This is a genomic window from Winogradskyella costae (assembly GCF_013403865.1).
Lineage (GTDB): Bacteria > Bacteroidota > Bacteroidia > Flavobacteriales > Flavobacteriaceae > Winogradskyella > Winogradskyella costae.
Genome location: NZ_JABFDK010000011.1, coordinates 25371 through 43659, shown reverse-complemented (window position 1 = coordinate 43659; position 18289 = coordinate 25371). Strand labels below are relative to the sequence as shown.

Genomic DNA, 18289 nt, shown 5'->3' with positions numbered 1-18289 from the left:
AACATCTTGTAAAGGCTTTCTATTTGAAGCTTTAAGCTGTCTATAAGTTTAAAAGTTCTTTTACCTTAGCATCTAGTGCATTTCCTCTAAGGTTTTTAGCTACAATTTTACCTTCGGCGTCTAAGATAAAAACGGCGGGTATCGCATTTATGTTATACAATTGGGCTATAGGCTCTCTAAAATATTGTAAATTAGAAACGTGGGTCCATGGTAATTTATCCTTTTCAATAGCATTTACCCATGCTTGTTTAGGATCTTTTTGAGAACGCGTACCATCTAAAGATACTCCAATGATTTCTAGACCTTGGCTGTGATATTTTTCGTAGATTTTAACCACATTTGGATTTTCTCTTCGGCATGGCCCACACCAGGCTGCCCAAAAATCGATAATTGTTACTTTTCCTTTTATAGCGTTTAAACTCACTATATTTCCCTCTGGGGTTGGGGCTTCAAAGTTTGGAGCCGTTTTACCTATATCAACCCTCGTCTTAGACTCAAAAGCAAGCATTAGATTGTGCAAATCTAATTTTAGATTTGTAGCAGCGGAAGACGATTTTAATTCTGAGTTAAGATTATTAAAAGCCTCTTGGTAATCTTTAATATTAGCATTTTTTTTATTAATTTCTTGCTCAATTAGAGAGAGGCTATAATAACTATTCGAATTTGCTTTTATATAATTAAGAGGGTAGTCTTGGTGTTTTTTCTGAATGGCTAAAAGAAGATTAGACAAAGAGTCTTTTGTTGCCTGTGATTGTCTAGAGCTACCACCTAATTGTCTTTGTGGTTTTCGTAATTCTCTTTGTACATCAATAGATTCCTTTTTAAGCTTTTCGAGACCTGTATTGTAAGTCTCAAAGTCTGTTTGCGAAGTCGAGCCTGAGACTTGCGATTCTAAGATATTCGCTTTATCAATAGAAATGTCAATGATGCTGTTTTCTAACATAAAGTTTAGATTCCCTTTCACCGAATTTACTGATATAATCGAAGGTTTAGGAAACGCAACTTTACCAGTAAATGAGAATTTCTCGTTAACAATTATGGCCGTATCAATAACTTTCTCTCTACCATTTTGGTCTTTTTCTTTTAAATACGCTCTAACACCATTGTAAATACCTGATGCGTTACCATTAATGATGTAATCCGTTCGTTTTTCTTCAGGTTTACAGCCCAAAACTAAAAATCCAATAATTGTAAAGATAAATACGTTTCTCATAATCCCATTTTTAAACCTGATAGGCTTAGTTAATTTAAAGTATAGCAAATATAAAAACAAAGCTTTAATACGAAAAATATAAGTACTCACTCTTAAAAGTTGTTGACGTCATATTTAAAGAATCCCATAATTTACAATACTTTTGCAACAAAGAATTAGAAGATGCATAACGATACCATTGTCGCTTTAGCAACACCATCAGGAAGTGGTGCCATTGCAGTTATACGCTTATCAGGTAAAGAAGCCATAACTATAGCTTCAAAATGTTTTAAATCCATTTCTAATAAAGATTTAAAACAACAAGCGACACATACCATTCACTTAGGGCATGTTATTGATAATAATCGCACTATTGATGAGGTTTTGCTGTCTGTTTTCAAAGATCCAAATTCTTATACGGGTGAAAATGTGATTGAAATATCTTGTCATGGCTCATCTTATATTCAACAAGAAATTATTCAGTTATTTTTAAGGGAAGGTTGTCGTATGGCAACAGCAGGTGAATTTACGCTGCGCGCTTTTTTAAATGGTAAGTTAGATTTAAGTCAGGCAGAAGCTGTAGCAGATCTTATTTCTAGTGATAATGAAGCGTCTCATCAAATTGCGATGCAGCAGATGCGTGGTGGCTTCTCTTCTGAAATTGCTAAGCTTCGCGAAGAACTACTAAATTTCGCATCTTTAATTGAGCTGGAATTGGATTTTGCAGAAGAAGACGTTGAGTTTGCAGACCGTACCCAATTTAAACAATTGATAGAGCGTATCACTTTTGTATTGAAACGTTTGATTGATTCTTTCGCCGTTGGAAACGTTATTAAAAATGGGATTCCGGTTGCTATTGTCGGAGAGCCCAACGTTGGAAAGTCCACGTTGTTGAATGCTTTACTGAATGAAGATCGTGCGATTGTTTCTGAAATTGCAGGTACAACAAGAGATACGATTGAAGATGAAATCTCTATAGGAGGTATTGGTTTTCGGTTTATAGATACCGCAGGCATTCGTGAAACAGAAGATATTGTTGAAAGTATTGGTATTAAAAAAACCTTTGAAAAGATAGAGCAGGCCCAAGTGGTGATGTTTTTAGTAAGTAGTCCTCAGTTGGCTGTGGATAAAGAGGCTATTAAAACTATTACTATTGAAATCGAAAAGGTAAAGAACAAGTTTCCTCAAAAACAGTTGTTGGTTATTTTGAATAAAATTGACCAGATTACTGATTCGGAATTGGCTGATATTAGAACGGCTTTACAATCTAAAGCGACTCAGGTTATTCCTATTTCTGCAAAATCTGGTTTTGGGGTGGAACAACTTACCAATAAGCTACTCGATTTAATTAATACCGGAGCACTTCGGAATAATGAAACTATTGTAACAAATTCGCGTCATTACGATGCATTATTAAAAGCTTTCGAAGAAGTACAAAAAGTACAATATGGTTTAGAAACCGATTTGTCAGGAGATTTGTTAGCTATTGATATTCGTCAAGCGTTATACCACTTTGGAGAGATCACAGGTGAGATTACTAATGATGATTTATTGGGGAATATTTTTGCTAATTTTTGTATCGGGAAGTAACTTACTTTCTTTTATTTGTTAATCCATTGTTATTGTTGACTTTATAGTATTTTATCTTCTTTTATTTGTTGTTTATTTGCTCTTTTTTAATTAAATTTGTTGTATATCTGTTGCCTAAAATATAGAATTGTTGCCCATTTCTGTTGGCGAAGATATTGGCGAAATGATGCACCATAACGCACCACGTTGCACCATTACGCTACATAAAGCACCATTTATGAGCAGTAATTTATTCATTCCTAAAACTTGTAAGCATTGCGGTAATGCATTTACAGCACGTACAACAGTTACTAAATACTGTGGTGATACTTGTGCAAAAAGAGCCTATAAGGCACGCAAACGTAAAGAAAAAATTCAAGCTACTCTTACTGAAGATATGCAACAACAAAAAGAAATTGTTGAGTTTCATAATCCTAATGCAGTAAATAACAAGGATTTTTTAAGTGTTACAGAAGCCTCACAACTTATTGGAGTAAGTAGATGGACCATTCAAAGAATGATACAACAAGGACGTTTAAAAGCAGTTCCTTTTGGTAGAAAGCGTATTGTGGCCAGATGGCAAATAGAAAACCTATTTAATTAATTCCATTATGAAAGTAACATTAAGACAACGCAAAAAGAATAATAAGATTAGCCTGTATTTAGATTACTATCATAAAGGCAAGCGCAAAACTGAATACTTACGCTTATACCTTACATCTAATCCTAAAACCAAAACTGAAAGAGAGGTAAATAAGAAAACCAAGCAACTTGCAGAAACTATATGTGCACAGCGACAAATAGAAATTCAAAACGGTATTTATGGCTTTCAAGATATTGAAAAGCTAAAAGGTAGTTTTATTACTTATATCACAGCTTTAGCAGAAAAGAAAAATACAAGCTCTGGCAATTATGGTAATTGGAATAGTATGCTAAAACATTTAAAAAAGTTTTGTCCAACAGATGTTAGTTTTCAAGATATAGACAAATCATTTGTTGAACGTTTCAAAGAGTATTTAGATAAAGATGCAATAGGTAGAGCAGGTAAGCAACTGTCTCAAAATTCAAAATATTCGTATTACGGTAAATTTTCAGCAGCATTAAAACAAGCGGTTAAGGATGGAATATTAAAAGTAAATCCTGCAAATGGCGTAGAGTATTTTAAACAAGGTGAACCTCAACGAGAATTTTTAACGCTTGACGAATTACAAAATGCTGTTAATACAGAATGTGAACTTCCTATTTTAAAGAATGCTTTTATTTTTTCAGCTTTAACCGGATTACGTTGGTCAGATATTGAAAAACTAATATGGTCAGAAATCCAGCACTCAAAAGAAATGGGATATTATATCCGATTTAGACAAAAGAAAACTAAAGGTGTTGAAACCTTACCAATATCAGACCAAGCAAGAAATCTATTAGGAGAAAAAGGTAATCCAGACGATAAAGTATTTGATGGCTTACATTATAGTGCCTGGTCTAATTTAAAATTACAACAATGGATGATGAAAGCAGGTATTACTAAAACTATTACGTTTCATTGTGCGCGTCATACCTACGCTACCTTACAATTAACTTTGGGTACAGACATATATACTGTATCAAAATTATTAGGTCATAAAGAGTTACGCACTACACAGATATATGCCAAAGTAATTGACGATAAAAAGAAAGAAGCTGCTAACCGTATTCAATTGGATTTATAATGAAAGGAAGTATATTTTCAAGTTTGGTTTCTATAACCAATGGCTTACATAGAGATGATAGACAAGAAAAGGATTTTAAATACCTACTGTCTGATTTTAAATTGAATCCAAAAGCAAATAATGCAGTTTTTAAAGTAAACTTTAAAAAGCCTTTAAATGCGAAAAAAGAATACTATCAAAAGCTAATATTTAATAAAACAGAAAATACAGTAGCATCATTTGTAAAAGAATTTCCTAAAAATGCAACTACACCAGAAAATAAATACAGCTATACCATTCTACTTAATAAATTTGATAAGTACTTAAATGACATTGCGCCTTATATCAATAAAAGAGGTATAACAACAGATTTAAATAATGATGACAATTATATCATAAGCTACTTAAAAGTATCTGTAATAAGGTTGTATGCTGAGCTACAAGAGCAATACGGACAATTTTCGGAAAATACAAAGTTCTCTATTTCTGAAATTGCAGAAAAGTACTTTAATGATGAAACTTTTGATGTTAGCTTAATAGAGAAGAACACCACTAAAAAAGTTGCTACCAAAAAAACATCAAAATCTAAAGTAACACCCAAGACTTCTTTTGGATATAAAAGTAATGACACCTCAACCTTGCTAACTGTACTTAAACAAGTAAATCTAAAAATCGATTTGTTAGATAACCGCACAACTGTTGAACAGTTGCACGAACTCTTATTAACAAAAGATTTTACCAATACAGAATCGCAAATTTATCTTCAATGCGAGACGACACAATTTAGTTACCTTGTAACGAAACTAAAGCCATTTTTTAATGGTTTTAATCCTACCTCAATAGAACGTTCTGAAAAATTTGTTACTAAAACAGATACACCACTAAAAGCAAATAATCTTCACAAAAACAAAGTTCATAATCCTAAAGAAAAGGAAGAAATAGATAAAATCATCCAACAACTGCAATAAAAAACAGTAAGAATAGTAAGAAATCTTACTGTTGTCTTACCCTAGTTTTACACTCTTACTAAAATCGGGAAGCCAATTTTCAACCTTTGTCCTGTTCTTGAAAACCAAGAATGACATTTGGCCAGATGTCCTCATTTATTTAAAACAAAATAAACGATGGACACAAATATCATCGAAAAGTTAGACCGCATTGAAAAACTCTTATTAGAGCAACAAACAATGCAAAAGCAAGTATTAAACTTTAATGAAACTTGCAAGTATTTAGAATTATCACAATCTCACTTGTATAAACTTACAAGTACGGGAACCATTCCACATTATAAACCGAATGGTAAAAAGATTTATTTCCAACGAGAAGAGTTAGACCATTGGTTACTGCGTAACCGTATGGACTCAAGAGACGAAATCGAACAGCAAGCTGCCGATTACCTAATTAAGAAAGGAGCGGTGAAGTTATGACTGAAATAATCGATTTACTCTTAACGCTCTCTCAAGAAATAAAGGACATTAAAGCACGTATCGAATTGTTACGACAATCGAGAGCAGAAGTATTAAAAGATACGTGGATAGACAATCAAGATGTATTACAGACCTTACATATAAGTAAGCGAACACTACAAACTTTAAGAACCAATGGCACTTTGCCTTACAGCAAAGTAAAAGGTAAATTTTACTATAGAGTTGCTGACATTGAGCAGTTGCTTCAAGACAACTACTACAACCATAATTTCAAGCGAGATGGAAATAAGTAGAGAAGCAATTTTAGACAAAACACATTATGGTTTAAAAATCTATGCCTATGTGTTGAGACAGTATTATCCTAATCAAACAGTCCTTTCTGTAAAAGGAAGGGACTGTGGGATAACTCGCAATCCATTTAATGGTGGTAAAGAAACCTTACGGATTCATATTGATGGTGTAATAGCAACACATCGAGATACAGAATTAGAAGCCTTTAAAGGTGATGTATTTGATTTTGCACAATACCATTTTAGAATAACCGATGAAGAAGATTTGTACCAGAAGATAAATCAAGAGTTACATCTAAATTTAGAAGTCAAGGAAAAAGACGAATTAGAATGGTTGAATGAACCAGACGATACCTGGTATGCCAACTGTAGCTTTTTTAAAGCGCCTGTTCGCAATGTGTTTCCCTCGGAAACCTTGCGATTGCATCAAGTGTTTGCATTAATCACAAGTGATAAATACAAAAGCATTACTGAAGAATTAAGAGCAATTACCAATGTAAAAGAAGCACGTAAATTCAAAGCGAATCGCTTTGATTACGTAACACTTTCAGGAACATTTGAAAAACGAAGCGATAACAACTTGATAAAGCATTCTAATTTATTAACCATTGATTTTGACCATTTAGAGAATCTACAAGAGTTAAGAACACAGCTCTTAAATGATGAATATTTTGAAACCGAAATGCTATTCATATCACCATCTGGTGATGGTTTAAAATGGATTATTAGAATAGATATTTCAGAAGTAACACATTCAGAATATTTCACAGCAGTTGCAAATTACATTAAACACAATTATAACATTGAGGTTGACCAGTCAGGTAAAGACGTTTCCAGAGCGTGTTTTTTACCATACGACCCAACAGCCTTTTTACATAAAAGACATCAAGCATTATGAGTAAAATATTTAATCCAAAAGATTGGTTAGAAGTTCCTAAAGAGCAACCTCAACCAAAAAGCAACACAGCAACAACCAATGTTGTTGCTGTTGCTGATAACGACATTGAACCCTACATTTCAGTAATCGAGCAATCAGGTACAGACATAACAGGAAGTTACGCTATTTGGAGAGATTTAGGCTTTGCATTAGCAGAAGAATACGGAGAAGCAGGAAGAGATTATTTCCACCGAATAAGTAAAAATTATGCAGGTTACGATGCTAAAGAGTGTGATGCACAATTCAATAAATGCTTAAACGCAAAAGGACACGGAATTACAATTGCTACCTTTTATCACTATGCACATCAGTCAGGTGTCAAACCGCCTAAACAACAGTACAACAACGAAGTTGCAACAAACGTTGCAACTGTTGTCGATACACCCAACCAAGCAATGCCTACAATACCAGAAACGGTATATGAGAATTTGCCACAGTTTTTACAACAAGTTGTAAACCCTGCTAATGGACAGGAAGAAAAGGACATTTTATTGTTAGGCGCATTAACAGCATTTAGTGCGTGTTTTCCTAAACTCTTCGGAATCTATGACCAACGTAAAGTATTCAGCAACTTATATTTATTTGTAACCGCACCTGCTTCTGCAGGAAAAGGAAGGCTTAACCAAATTAAAAATTTAGTAGAGCCTGTTCACAAATTAAAACGAGAACAAGCCAAAGTATTAAAGCAACAATTTCAATCAGAAAACGCTACTTACAATATGAACAAAGGCAAAGATGAAAACTTGGAAAAACCGAGTAAACCGCCAGAGCGAATGCTGTTCATTCCTGCTAACAATAGTGTAACAGGCGTATATCAATTAATTTCTGATAATAAAGGCAGAGGTTTAATTTTTGAAACCGAAGGCGATACGTTAGCACAAGCCTTTAAAAGCGATTATGGTAATTATTCCGATGGTTTTCGTAAAGCCTTTCATCACGAAACTATAAGCTATTATCGCAGAACAGATAGAGAATATGTAGATATTGAAAAACCGTGTTTATCAACAGTATTATCAGGTACACCTAAACAAGTGGCGACTCTAATACCCAACGCAGAAAATGGTTTGTTTAGTCGTTTTATGTTTTACTATATGAATATTAAACCAACTTGGAAAAACGTGTTTCAAAACAGCAATAAAGTAGGTTTAGATGATTACTATAACCAATTAGGTAGCGAGTTTTTAGAACTGTATAAAACGCTTAAAAATAACCCAGAGATTGAAATACGATTAACCACAAGCCAACAACAGCAATTCAATACGTTTTTTGAATCCTTACAAACCAAATACATCAACCTACAACCCGAAGAATACATTGCAACAATAAGGCGGTTAGGCTTAATTGCATTTAGAATAATGATGCTATTCACAGCATTCCGCATTATGGAAGATGGTGATGTAAACGCAACTAAAGAATGTGAGGATATAGATTTTGAAAACGCTATAACCATAATTTCAATTTTAGTGAAGCACAGTAGTAAAGTATTTAATGATTTACCAATAGAGCAGAGAGCAACAAAACGTTCAAATAGAAAAGAACGCTTTTTAGAAAGTTTGCCAAAGCAATTTAGCAGACAAGAGTATTTAGATTTATCCACAAAACAGAATATCCCACATAAAACCGCAGAAGGTTATATTACCAAATTTGTAGAAGCAGGATTAATTCACAGAGAAGCACACAATAACTATTCAAATCCTGCAAGGACGTAATTAAGGATATTAAGGATTTAGGGATATGGTTAAATGACTTCCTTAAATCCTTAATATCCTCACTATCTGTTAATAACTACTTATATCTTTTTCTTTTCCTTTAGTTTCCTTTACTTAAATTAGACAAAATTTGACAAGTCTAAATAATTCTATTATGGAGTTTGGGGAGTACATACGCTCATTGCGTGAAAAACGCAATTTGCTATTAAGGGAAATGGCTGCAAACCTAAATATGGACGTTGCCTATTTAAGCAAAATAGAACGAGGAAATCGGATGGCAAGACGTGAACAAGTAGTTGCATTCGCCAAAGCATTAAAAGAAGACGAAAACGAATTAATTAAGCTATGGATGTCCGAACAAATTGTACTAATGCTTAAAAATGAAAGAGAACGTACGGAAATCCTCAAAATAGCTAAAGAAAAAATTAGTAAGATTGATGAAAACTAAATAAATATGGCAACAGAAGAAATAAAAGCAATGCGTTTGGAAGCATTTTTAAATAGAGCATATAATTTGGATAAAAGAATTAAAAGACCTTCAAAAGGTGAATACTATTCACTTACCAGAGCAGAACAAAAAGGAGACCAACAAAAAGAACTTAAAATTATACAAGAAAGAATAGAACAAGCTATTGAAGTGTTTTTTAAACAAGATATTGACTATAAAACAGAAGAAAGTTTAAAAATTTTAGGCTCTCTAAACGCACAATCAAATAACAGTAATGATATTAATTTAGTTATTGAAAAAGGATTAAAAATAACAGAGCAATTCAAATAGATTTTATGTAAAACTGAAAATTACAATACCAATGCAAGAACACCTCAAAACCAACATACTTAATTTTAAATGGCCTAATAGTGCGCCTACAATATTTTTATCATTAGAGGATATTGAAGGCAGTCATCCCATTCATAAATCTAAATTTTCAAGACAGATTAAAGAGGTGTTTCCAGACACAGACCTATCTAATACAGACCAAATATTTACAACATTTATTACAGAAATACCCAATGCACCAAGCATTAAGCTGAATTTAGTAAATGGTAGAGAATTGAGAATATATAAACAATACCTTAAACACCAATTAAGAAGCTATTTTAAATCTAAAGACTATATAGTAGTAAAAAACTTTGTTGGCGATGTACAAGTGTGGATGCCTTCAAAAAAAGGGAATACAGCAGACTATAACCTCTACTATAAATTTTCATTTAAGATACAGTTTGCAAAACTCACAGACTTACCAGAGTTAATTGTATCATACGATGGTACTTCAAAAGTCCTTACAACGTCGGTTAAGGATATAGAGGATTCAGAGCTAATAAAGCGTTGTGTATATGGTCAAAAAACGTTCAATTACCAAATGGACCTCGATACAGAGGAAAAACAAGAATTTTACAATGCTATTCAGTTTGACCAAGCATACCCAATTTTTAATTTGTCATTAGCACGAGCATTAGATATACCTATTGAGGAACCTATAAGACCAATTAATAAATATCAAAAGTACGTAGCACTTATTAATAATTTTGCAACCAACTATCTGTTTAAAGAAGATTTTAAAGTCATATTTCCATTTAAAACTGATACGTTTATAGATGTGCCACTCAATCGTATCAACCATATCGACCCACAAGTAGGTTTATTGGAATTTGGTAAAGACCAATACGGTAACAAGAAAACCCATTTAGTGCCTAAAAAGGCAATGAATATCCTAAACCCTTACAGACGTCCAAACAATCAAAATATCAAGATATTTTTCATTTGCCATACTTCTCATAAAGATTCGGTATTGTCTTTCTATCAAAATTTAAAGGAAGGTGTAAATACAGAAAAGAATTATTATAAAGGATTAGAAGCCTATGTGAACATTAAAGCATCATCATCCAAAGAACACTTCATTGAATTTACCAACGAAAACGACCCAATACCAGAAATAGTTGAAAAGTTAGAGAGTTTAACCTTCGACCACGATAATGTGCTTTACGCAGCTTTTTATTTAAGTCCTTTCGATAAGTTCACACAAAATCCCGAAGACCGCGAAATCTATATTCAAATCAAAGAACTGTTTTTAAATGAAGGCATTGTTACACAAGTGGTAGATTATGAAAAAATGGTGGTCAATATCGAGAATCAATACAACTTCCAATTTTCATTGCAAAATATGGCGTTAGCTATTCACGCCAAATTAGGTGGCGCACCTTGGAAACTTGCAGTAACCGATAAAAAAGAATTAGTAATAGGTGTTGGTGCATTTACCAATCAAGGCGAAAACAGACGTTATATAGCAAGTGCCTTTAGTTTTCAAAACAATGGCTTATTTAGAAAGTTCGAATATTTTGACCAAAGCGAAACAGAACTATTGGCAGGAAGTATATGTAAAGCCATTAGAGATTTTACATCGGTTGCAGAAGCAGATAAAGTAGTCATTCACTTCTATAAGGAAATGAGTTACGAGGAACTAAAACCAATTATTAGAGGGATGCATACATTAGGGTTAAAAATTCCGCTCTACATTCTAAATATCAATAAAACAGAAGCAGAAGATATTATTGCTTACGACCTTAATTGGAACAAAAAGTTAATGCCTGTAAGTGGTACATACATACGTATTAGCGAAAATCATTTTTTGTTGTTTAATAATGCACGTTACCCTAATTCACAGCGGTATGCAGATACAGATGGTTATCCGTTCCCAATAAAAATTAAGGTAAGCAGTCCAGATGAAGATGCTTTTGAAGATGCAGATGTAGTGTTAGAATTATTAACACAAGTGTATCAGTTTAGCAGATTATATTGGAAATCGCTTCGACAACAAAATGTACCAATCACAATAAAATATCCAGAAATGGTAGCACAAATAGCACCACATTTTAATAATGGGGTTCCAGACGATGCTAAAGATGCTCTATGGTTTTTGTAATTTACCAATCAATTTATTTGCAACACCATTGCATTCAATAATTTGTATATTTGTATAAATTATATGAAAATATTTGTTTCCATATCAATGTCTATTTTATTCTTTTTTCAAGGGATAAGCATAGATATGGACTTTTGTGGTCCAATTAAAGAAATTTCAAATGTAATTACCCATTATCAAGACCATAAAGTTTATGGAGACTCTTTCTTTGAATATGTAGTTGAAGATTACATTGAGAGCGATGCTAAAAATGAAGAGCATCATCATAACCCAGATAAGGAGAATACACCAGTCCATTCCCATAATCAATGTTGTCACCCTTTGGTATTAATTATTGCGAACAATAATTTGGCTTTAACCAATCGATTAAAGTTTGAAGAGAAAAAACAATATAATTTACATAAAGTAAACTTCACTTCCAGATATTTGGAATCACTTTTCCAGCCACCTAAAGTATAATTCAGTTTTTTAATGGATAGCTATATCCAATTTTGAGCCTAAAGGGTTCATTTCATTTTGTGTAATTCTATTTTCTTATATCAGAATTGTATCGAATAGTTTAACTGAATTAATACATTTTCTATGATTAATAAAATCATTGATTTTTCAATCAATAACAAATTCATTATTGGTTTGCTTACGCTTACCATAATCGGAACAGGTATTTGGAGTATGACCAAAGTGCCAATAGATGCTGTTCCAGATATTACCAATAACCAAGTACAGGTTATAACACAATCCCCCAATTTAGGTACTGAAGATATTGAGCAAATTGTTACTTATCCAATTGAAGTGGCAATGAGCAATCTTCCTGATGTTCAGGAAATAAGGTCAATTTCTCGTTTTGGCTTATCTGTGGTTACTATTGTATTTGATGATGATATGGGAACATATCTACCTCGCCAATTAGTAGCCGAAAAACTAAACAAAGTCAAAGAGCAAATACCTGCTGGATTTGGCGAACCTACAATGGGTCCTATTTCAACAGGTTTAGGAGAGATTTACCAATACACACTAAAAGTTGCACCAGAGTTTAAAGACAAATACAACATTGCAGATTTACGCTCAATGCAAGACTGGATTGTACAGCGTCAAATGGCAATGGTTCCTGGTGTGGTAGAAGTAAACGCTATTGGTGGAAAAATAAAACAATACGAAGTAGCGGTTGACCCAAACGATTTAAATGCTATTGGCCTTACCATTACAGATGTGTTTAATGCACTTGAAGCCAATAATCAAAATACAGGAGGTGCATATATTGAAAAGAACCATCAAGCCAATTTTATTCGTGGTGAAGGCTTGGTGAGAAGTTTAGAGGACATTAAAAAAATCACTGTCAAGAATATTAATAATATACCTGTCACTATTGGCGATATTGCTACGGTACAATTTGGCTCTGCAATTCGTTACGGTGCATTAACCCAAGATGGTGAAGGAGAAGTTGTAGGTGGATTGGTAATGATGCTAAAAGGAGCTAATTCCAATGATGTTATTGCCAATGTAAAAGAGCGAATGACTCAAATTGAAAAGTCGTTACCAGAAGGCGTAATTATTGAACCATTATTAGACCGAAGTAAATTAATTGGCGAAACAACTTCTACAGTAACAACTAATCTTATTGAAGGTGCATTAATCGTCATTTTTGTGTTGGTCTTTTTATTAGGTAATTGGCGAGGAGGTTTAATAGTTGCCTCTACTATTCCATTATCCTTATTATTTGCTTTTATTTTAATGAATGTTTTTGATGTTTGGGTAAACCTAATGAGTTTAGGAGCAATTGATTTCGGAATCATTGTAGATGGTGCTGTAATTATTGTTGAAAGCACTGTTTTTCTTATAGCATCACAAGTTTTGAAAAAGAAACAACTTACATCTAAAGAAAGAGATAAAGTTGCTTCTAATGCTTCAAAAAAGATGATGAATGCTGCCTTCTTCGGTCAGTTGATTATCCTTATCGTTTTTCTACCCATTTTAGCCTTACAAGGTATTGAAGGAAAGATGTTTAAACCAATGGCTTTGACCTTTATTTTTGCTATGATTGGTGCAATGGTACTTTGTTTAACCTATGTGCCAATGATGTCAGCTTTAATATTAAGAGCACCTAAAAACGATAAAAAATCTTATGGAGATAGATTTGTGCATTGGGTTGAAGATAAATACCAACCTTTATTGGTTAGAGCCTTGCGAAAAGGGAAATGGGTAATTGGTATTGCAGTTGTGTTGTTCGGAATAACCGTTTTTATGTTTTCAAGAATGGGTGGCGAGTTCATTCCGCAACTCGATGAAGGTGATATTGCATTTCACGCTATTTTAAAACCAGGTAGTTCACTTACAGAAACTATTGAAACTACTACCAAAATAGAACAAATAGTAAAAGCAAAATTTCCAGAAGTTGATAAAATTGTGAGTCGTATTGGTGTTGCCGAAATTCCAACCGACCCGATGCCTATGGATATTGCCGATGTTTTTGTAATTCTGAAACCTAAAAGTGAATGGACTACTATAGAATCAAAAGATGAATTGATTGAAGCAATGAAAGAAGCAGTTGAAATGGTTCCTGGTGTTAATTATGAGTTTACACAACCTATTGAAATGCGTTTTAACGAGTTATTAGAAGGTGTTCGTGAAGATATTGCTATAAAACTTTATGGTGAAGACATTGATATTCTATCTCAAAAAGCCGAAGAAATATCTAAAATTATCGCAGGTACTGAAGGTATTGGTGATATGAAAGCGGAAGCCACAACAGGTTTGCCACAAATGACAATCAATTACAACAGGAATAAATTGGCGCAATATGGTCTTCAAATAAATACGCTTAATCAAACCGTACAATCTGCATTTGCAGGTGGTACAGCAGGTGTAATTTTTGAAGGTGAAAAACGCTTCGATTTAGTAGTACGATTAAGCGATCAAAACCGTAAGGATATTTCAGATGTTCAAAACCTGTATATCAATTTACCTTCGGGTGCTCAAATTCCTTTACGTGAAATTGCAGATGTAAGCTATAAAGCAGGACCAATGCAAATCAGTAGAGATAACACCAATAGAAGAACCTATGTAGGTGTTAATGTTAGAGGACGTGATGTAAAATCGTTAGTAACTGAAATTAAATCAAAATTAGATGCACAATTAGAATTACCATCAGGTTATTTTATTCGTTATGGTGGTGCATTTGAAAATTTAGAACGTGCCAGCAACCGATTACAAACCGTTGTGCCTATTGCATTGTTACTCATATTTATACTAATATATTTTGCATTAAAATCTTTACCACAGACCTTAATGATTTACATAGCTATTCCAATGGCAACTATTGGTGGTGTTGTGGCGTTGTGGTTACGTGATATGCCATTTAGTATTTCGGCAGGTGTTGGTTTTATTGTGCTGTTTGGTGTTGCAGTTTTAAATGGTTTGGTAATGATAAGCGGACTCAACGAATTAAAAGAAGAAGGTGTAACCAATCTAAAGGATAGAATAGTTGAAGGTACTAAACGAAGAATCAGACCTATTATGCTAACTGCTTTTACAGATGTATTAGGCTTTCTACCAATGGCTATTTCATCATCAGCTGGTGCAGAAGTACAACGTCCATTGGCAACGGTTGTTATTGGTGGATTATTAACTTCAACTTTGCTTACCTTATTTGTTTTACCAATTTTATATCATTGGGTAGAAAACAAATCTTTTACGTTTAAGCCAAATAAAAAGTTAGTAACAGCAACAGCAGTTGTATTATTACTATTTGGCTTTTCACCACAAAGTAATGCACAAGAGTTGAATGATACAATTCCCGAAATTTCATTACAGGAAGCTGTTAAACTCGCAAAAAGTAATTATCCATTATTGAAGCAAAAGCAGTTGGAAATTACAAAACAAGAACAATTAAAATCGACTGCCTATGATTTCGGAACGACTCAAATTTTTACAGGTGGAGAAGAAATTGATAATGGAAATGGCATCTATACAACCATTGGTATTGGTCAATCAAATATCGATGTATTTGGTATAGCTTCTAAAAAGAAGTTACAAGAACAACGCATTCAATTGGCACAAAAAGCCTTTCAACTTTCCGAATTGGAATTAGAATTGGAAGTCAAAAAAGCGTGGTCAAAATGTTATCAAATGAAACGAAACTATGATTTGTATAAAGAACTGGATTCCATATATTCCAAATTTGAACAAGCAGCAGCTTTAAATTATGAAGTAGAAGCTATTTCTAAATTAGAATATTCAGCAGCAAAAAATCAAGCGTTTCAAATTCAGAATAAAAAAGCGCAAGCTTATAGTGATTATCATATTGCTTTACAGCAATTCAATTTGTGGTTAGTTTCAGAAGAAATTTTTACGGTTTCAGATGAATTTGATGTAGCGATAGATAGTGATGTGGAAACGATTAGTATTGAAAATCATCCGTTGTACAGTATGTCGATGAACATTGTAGATGAAGCAGAAGCCAAATATAAAGCTGCAAAGGCGGATAATTTACCGAAGTTCAATCTACAAGGTGGTTTACAAAAAGTAAATGGCAATTCAGGGTTTTACACCTATCAAGCAGGTATTTCCATTCCGTTTTTATCAGGTTCTAACAAAGCACAAGTTAGAAGTGCCAGAATTGATAAAGACATAGCCGAAACCAATGTAGCGTTCAAAAAACAGGAAGTACAATCAAGGTTTGTTCTGGCTAAAGAAAAATATATGAAATGGAAAACATCTTGGGAGTTTTACAAAGACCAAGTTTTACCATTAACAAAAGAGCAAAAAACAGGTGCATTACTGGCATATAGAGAAGGCGAAATAGATTATACTGCATTTACGCAGTTGATAAAAGAAGCCATTCAGTCAGAATTGGAAGCACAAACAGCATTAGTAAACTATTTAGAAAGCACATTTCAACTACAATATTTTAATCAATAAGACAATGAAAAGTAAAACATATAAAATCCTTATCGTAATGGTGTTAACCATTTTTGTGTCAGCTTGCGGAAATAAAGAAAATCATAACGAAAATGATGGTCATTCCCACGATGAGGAAGAAAAAACAGAAATTAAAGAAGAACATAATGAAAGCGAAGAAGTAATGCTTTCACAACAACAATTCGATGCTTTAAAAATGAAAATAGATACGTTAGCATTACGCAATATGAGCGGTTATGTTGAGGCAAATGGAACGTTAGAAGTGCCACCACAAAATGAAGCAGCCATTACCACAGTCATTGGTGCAAATGTTGTTTCAATTGAAGTGATTGAAGGTGACAAGGTTAATAAAGGTCAAGTTGTGGCTTATCTCTCGCATCCCAATATTATACAAGCTCAAACTGATTACTTAAACGCATATAGCAATAGTAATTTTCTGAAAAAGAATTTCGAACGTCAACAAAAATTATATGAAGCAGGTGTTGGCTCTGGTGCTAATTTTCAAAAGGCAGAAGCAGAATATGATGCATCAAAAGCAATGGTAAATGGTATGCAAGCACAATTAAAAATATTAAATGTCAATACCTCTTCTGTTCGTAATGGCACAATTTCGCAACGCATTGCTTTAAGAAGTCCAATAGAGGGTTTTGTACAAAAAGTTGAAGTAAAAACAGGTCAATATGTAGAACCACAAACCGAATTATTTGAAGTTGTAAATACGCATCACGTTCACGCCGATTTAATGGTTTTTGAAAAAGATGTTTATAAAGTACAGAAAGGTCAGAAAGTTAACTTTACGGTACAATCCATACCAGATGCAGAGCTTATCGCAGAAATCTATTCCGTAAGCAAAACCTTTGAGGACAACCCAAAAGCAGTCCACGTTCACGCAGAAATAGAAAACAAAAAAGGTAACTTAATTCCTGGTATGTATATTCAAGGTAAAATTCAAGTAGATAATACCCAAACAAAAGCTTTACCAGAAAGTGCAATTATAAAAGAAGGCGAAAGATATTATGTGTTTTCAGTAGAAAAAGAAAATGACGATTGGAGCTTTAAACCTATTGAAGTTGTGTTAGGCACTAAAGATGGTGATTGGGTATCGGTTCAATTTACTGAAAACATAGAAAGTAATACAAAATTTGCTTATAACAATGCTTATTATCTTAACGCAGAAATGAAAAAAGGAGAAGCAGAACACGCACATTAATTATGGAAACAATAGAACAAGTATTAGAGTCAAAAAATATTCGTGTTACAGCAATGCGTTTGCTTATATATAAGTTTCTTGCAGAAAAAGAGGTCGCTGTTACTTTAAGTGATATTGAAAATGCTTTCTCAAAAGCAGACAGAACCACTTTATACAGAACTATTAAAACCTTTGAAGAAAAGGCTATTGTGCATCAAATAGACGATGGTACAGGGATTACAAAATATGCATTATGTGAAAAGGGATGTAATTGTGAAATTGAAACCGATTTGCACTTACATTTCCATTGTAATAATTGCAATGAAACCATTTGCTTAACAGAACATAAAATACCTCAAATAAAAGTGCCAGATGGTTTTGTGTCAGAGAATGTAAATTTGGTGGTAAAAGGTATTTGCGATAAGTGTAGTGTCTAATTATTGCACTTCCATT

At 33.3% G+C, this 18289-nt stretch carries 16 protein-coding genes; 15 read left to right on the top strand and 1 reads right to left on the bottom strand.

Features of this window, described 5'->3' with window-relative positions:
* Positions 1–40 precede the first annotated feature (40 nt).
* A complete protein-coding gene (locus tag HM986_RS16315; protein ID WP_246288527.1) occupies positions 41–1213 on the bottom strand; it encodes a TlpA disulfide reductase family protein in 1173 nt (390 codons plus the stop codon).
* 162 nt (positions 1214–1375) lie between these two features.
* On the opposite strand from HM986_RS16315, the gene mnmE reads away from it, so the two are divergent.
* The 15 genes from mnmE (at position 1376) to HM986_RS16240 (ending at position 18273) form a co-directional block, all read left to right on the top strand.
* Positions 1376–2782 (top strand): tRNA uridine-5-carboxymethylaminomethyl(34) synthesis GTPase MnmE, encoded by a 1407-nt coding sequence (mnmE, locus tag HM986_RS16310; protein WP_179336115.1) that lies wholly within the window; start codon positions 1376–1378, stop codon positions 2780–2782.
* Positions 2783–2912: 130 nt separating this feature from the next.
* Positions 2913–3365: a helix-turn-helix domain-containing protein gene (locus tag HM986_RS16305; protein WP_246288526.1), complete on the top strand. Its 453-nt coding sequence runs from the start codon at positions 2913–2915 to the stop codon at positions 3363–3365.
* A 7-nt stretch (positions 3366–3372) separates the two neighbouring features.
* Positions 3373–4467: a site-specific integrase gene (locus HM986_RS16300; RefSeq protein WP_179336114.1), complete on the top strand. Its 1095-nt coding sequence runs from the start codon at positions 3373–3375 to the stop codon at positions 4465–4467.
* Positions 4467–5414 carry a DUF6617 family protein gene (locus tag HM986_RS16295; protein WP_179336113.1) on the top strand — a complete coding sequence of 316 codons (948 nt, stop codon included), beginning with the start codon at positions 4467–4469 and terminating at the stop codon, positions 5412–5414. The genes HM986_RS16300 and HM986_RS16295 overlap by 1 nt, the downstream gene beginning before the upstream one ends.
* 156 nt (positions 5415–5570) lie before the next feature.
* Positions 5571–5873 carry a helix-turn-helix domain-containing protein gene (locus HM986_RS16290; RefSeq protein WP_027879783.1) on the top strand — a complete coding sequence of 101 codons (303 nt, stop codon included), beginning with the start codon at positions 5571–5573 and terminating at the stop codon, positions 5871–5873.
* Positions 5870–6166, top strand: a complete 297-nt coding sequence (locus tag HM986_RS16285; RefSeq protein WP_092447182.1) for a helix-turn-helix domain-containing protein — start codon at positions 5870–5872, stop codon at positions 6164–6166. Before HM986_RS16290 ends, HM986_RS16285 begins: the two co-directional genes overlap by 4 nt.
* A complete protein-coding gene (locus tag HM986_RS16280; protein WP_179336112.1) occupies positions 6153–7061 on the top strand; it encodes a BT4734/BF3469 family protein in 909 nt (302 codons plus the stop codon). Before HM986_RS16285 ends, HM986_RS16280 begins: the two co-directional genes overlap by 14 nt.
* The gene (locus HM986_RS16275) at positions 7058–8809 is read left to right on the top strand and encodes a DUF3987 domain-containing protein (RefSeq protein ID WP_179314328.1); all 1752 of its coding nucleotides are present in this window, start codon (positions 7058–7060) and stop codon (positions 8807–8809) included. The genes HM986_RS16280 and HM986_RS16275 overlap by 4 nt, the downstream gene beginning before the upstream one ends.
* Before the next feature lie 130 nt (positions 8810–8939).
* Positions 8940–9257, top strand: coding sequence for a helix-turn-helix domain-containing protein (locus HM986_RS16270; protein WP_179336111.1), 318 nt, complete (start codon positions 8940–8942; stop codon positions 9255–9257).
* Between the two features lie 6 nt (positions 9258–9263).
* Entirely contained in the window at positions 9264–9587 is a 324-nt protein-coding gene (locus HM986_RS16265; protein ID WP_179314326.1) for a hypothetical protein, read from the top strand.
* 31 nt (positions 9588–9618) lie between these two features.
* Positions 9619–11730, top strand: coding sequence for a Piwi domain-containing protein (locus tag HM986_RS16260; RefSeq protein WP_179314325.1), 2112 nt, complete (start codon positions 9619–9621; stop codon positions 11728–11730).
* 63 nt (positions 11731–11793) lie between these two features.
* Positions 11794–12189 (top strand): hypothetical protein, encoded by a 396-nt coding sequence (locus HM986_RS16255; RefSeq protein ID WP_236630970.1) that lies wholly within the window; start codon positions 11794–11796, stop codon positions 12187–12189.
* A gap of 123 nt (positions 12190–12312) precedes the next feature.
* Positions 12313–16647 (top strand): CusA/CzcA family heavy metal efflux RND transporter, encoded by a 4335-nt coding sequence (locus HM986_RS16250; RefSeq protein WP_179314324.1) that lies wholly within the window; start codon positions 12313–12315, stop codon positions 16645–16647.
* Positions 16648–16651: 4 nt separating this feature from the next.
* On the top strand, positions 16652–17857 hold the full coding sequence (locus tag HM986_RS16245) for an efflux RND transporter periplasmic adaptor subunit (RefSeq protein WP_179314323.1): 1206 nt from the start codon (positions 16652–16654) through the stop codon (positions 17855–17857).
* Between the two features lie 2 nt (positions 17858–17859).
* Complete coding sequence (locus HM986_RS16240) at positions 17860–18273, top strand: Fur family transcriptional regulator (protein WP_013622780.1); 414 nt, start codon at positions 17860–17862, stop codon at positions 18271–18273.
* The last annotated feature ends 16 nt before the right edge of the window (positions 18274–18289 follow it).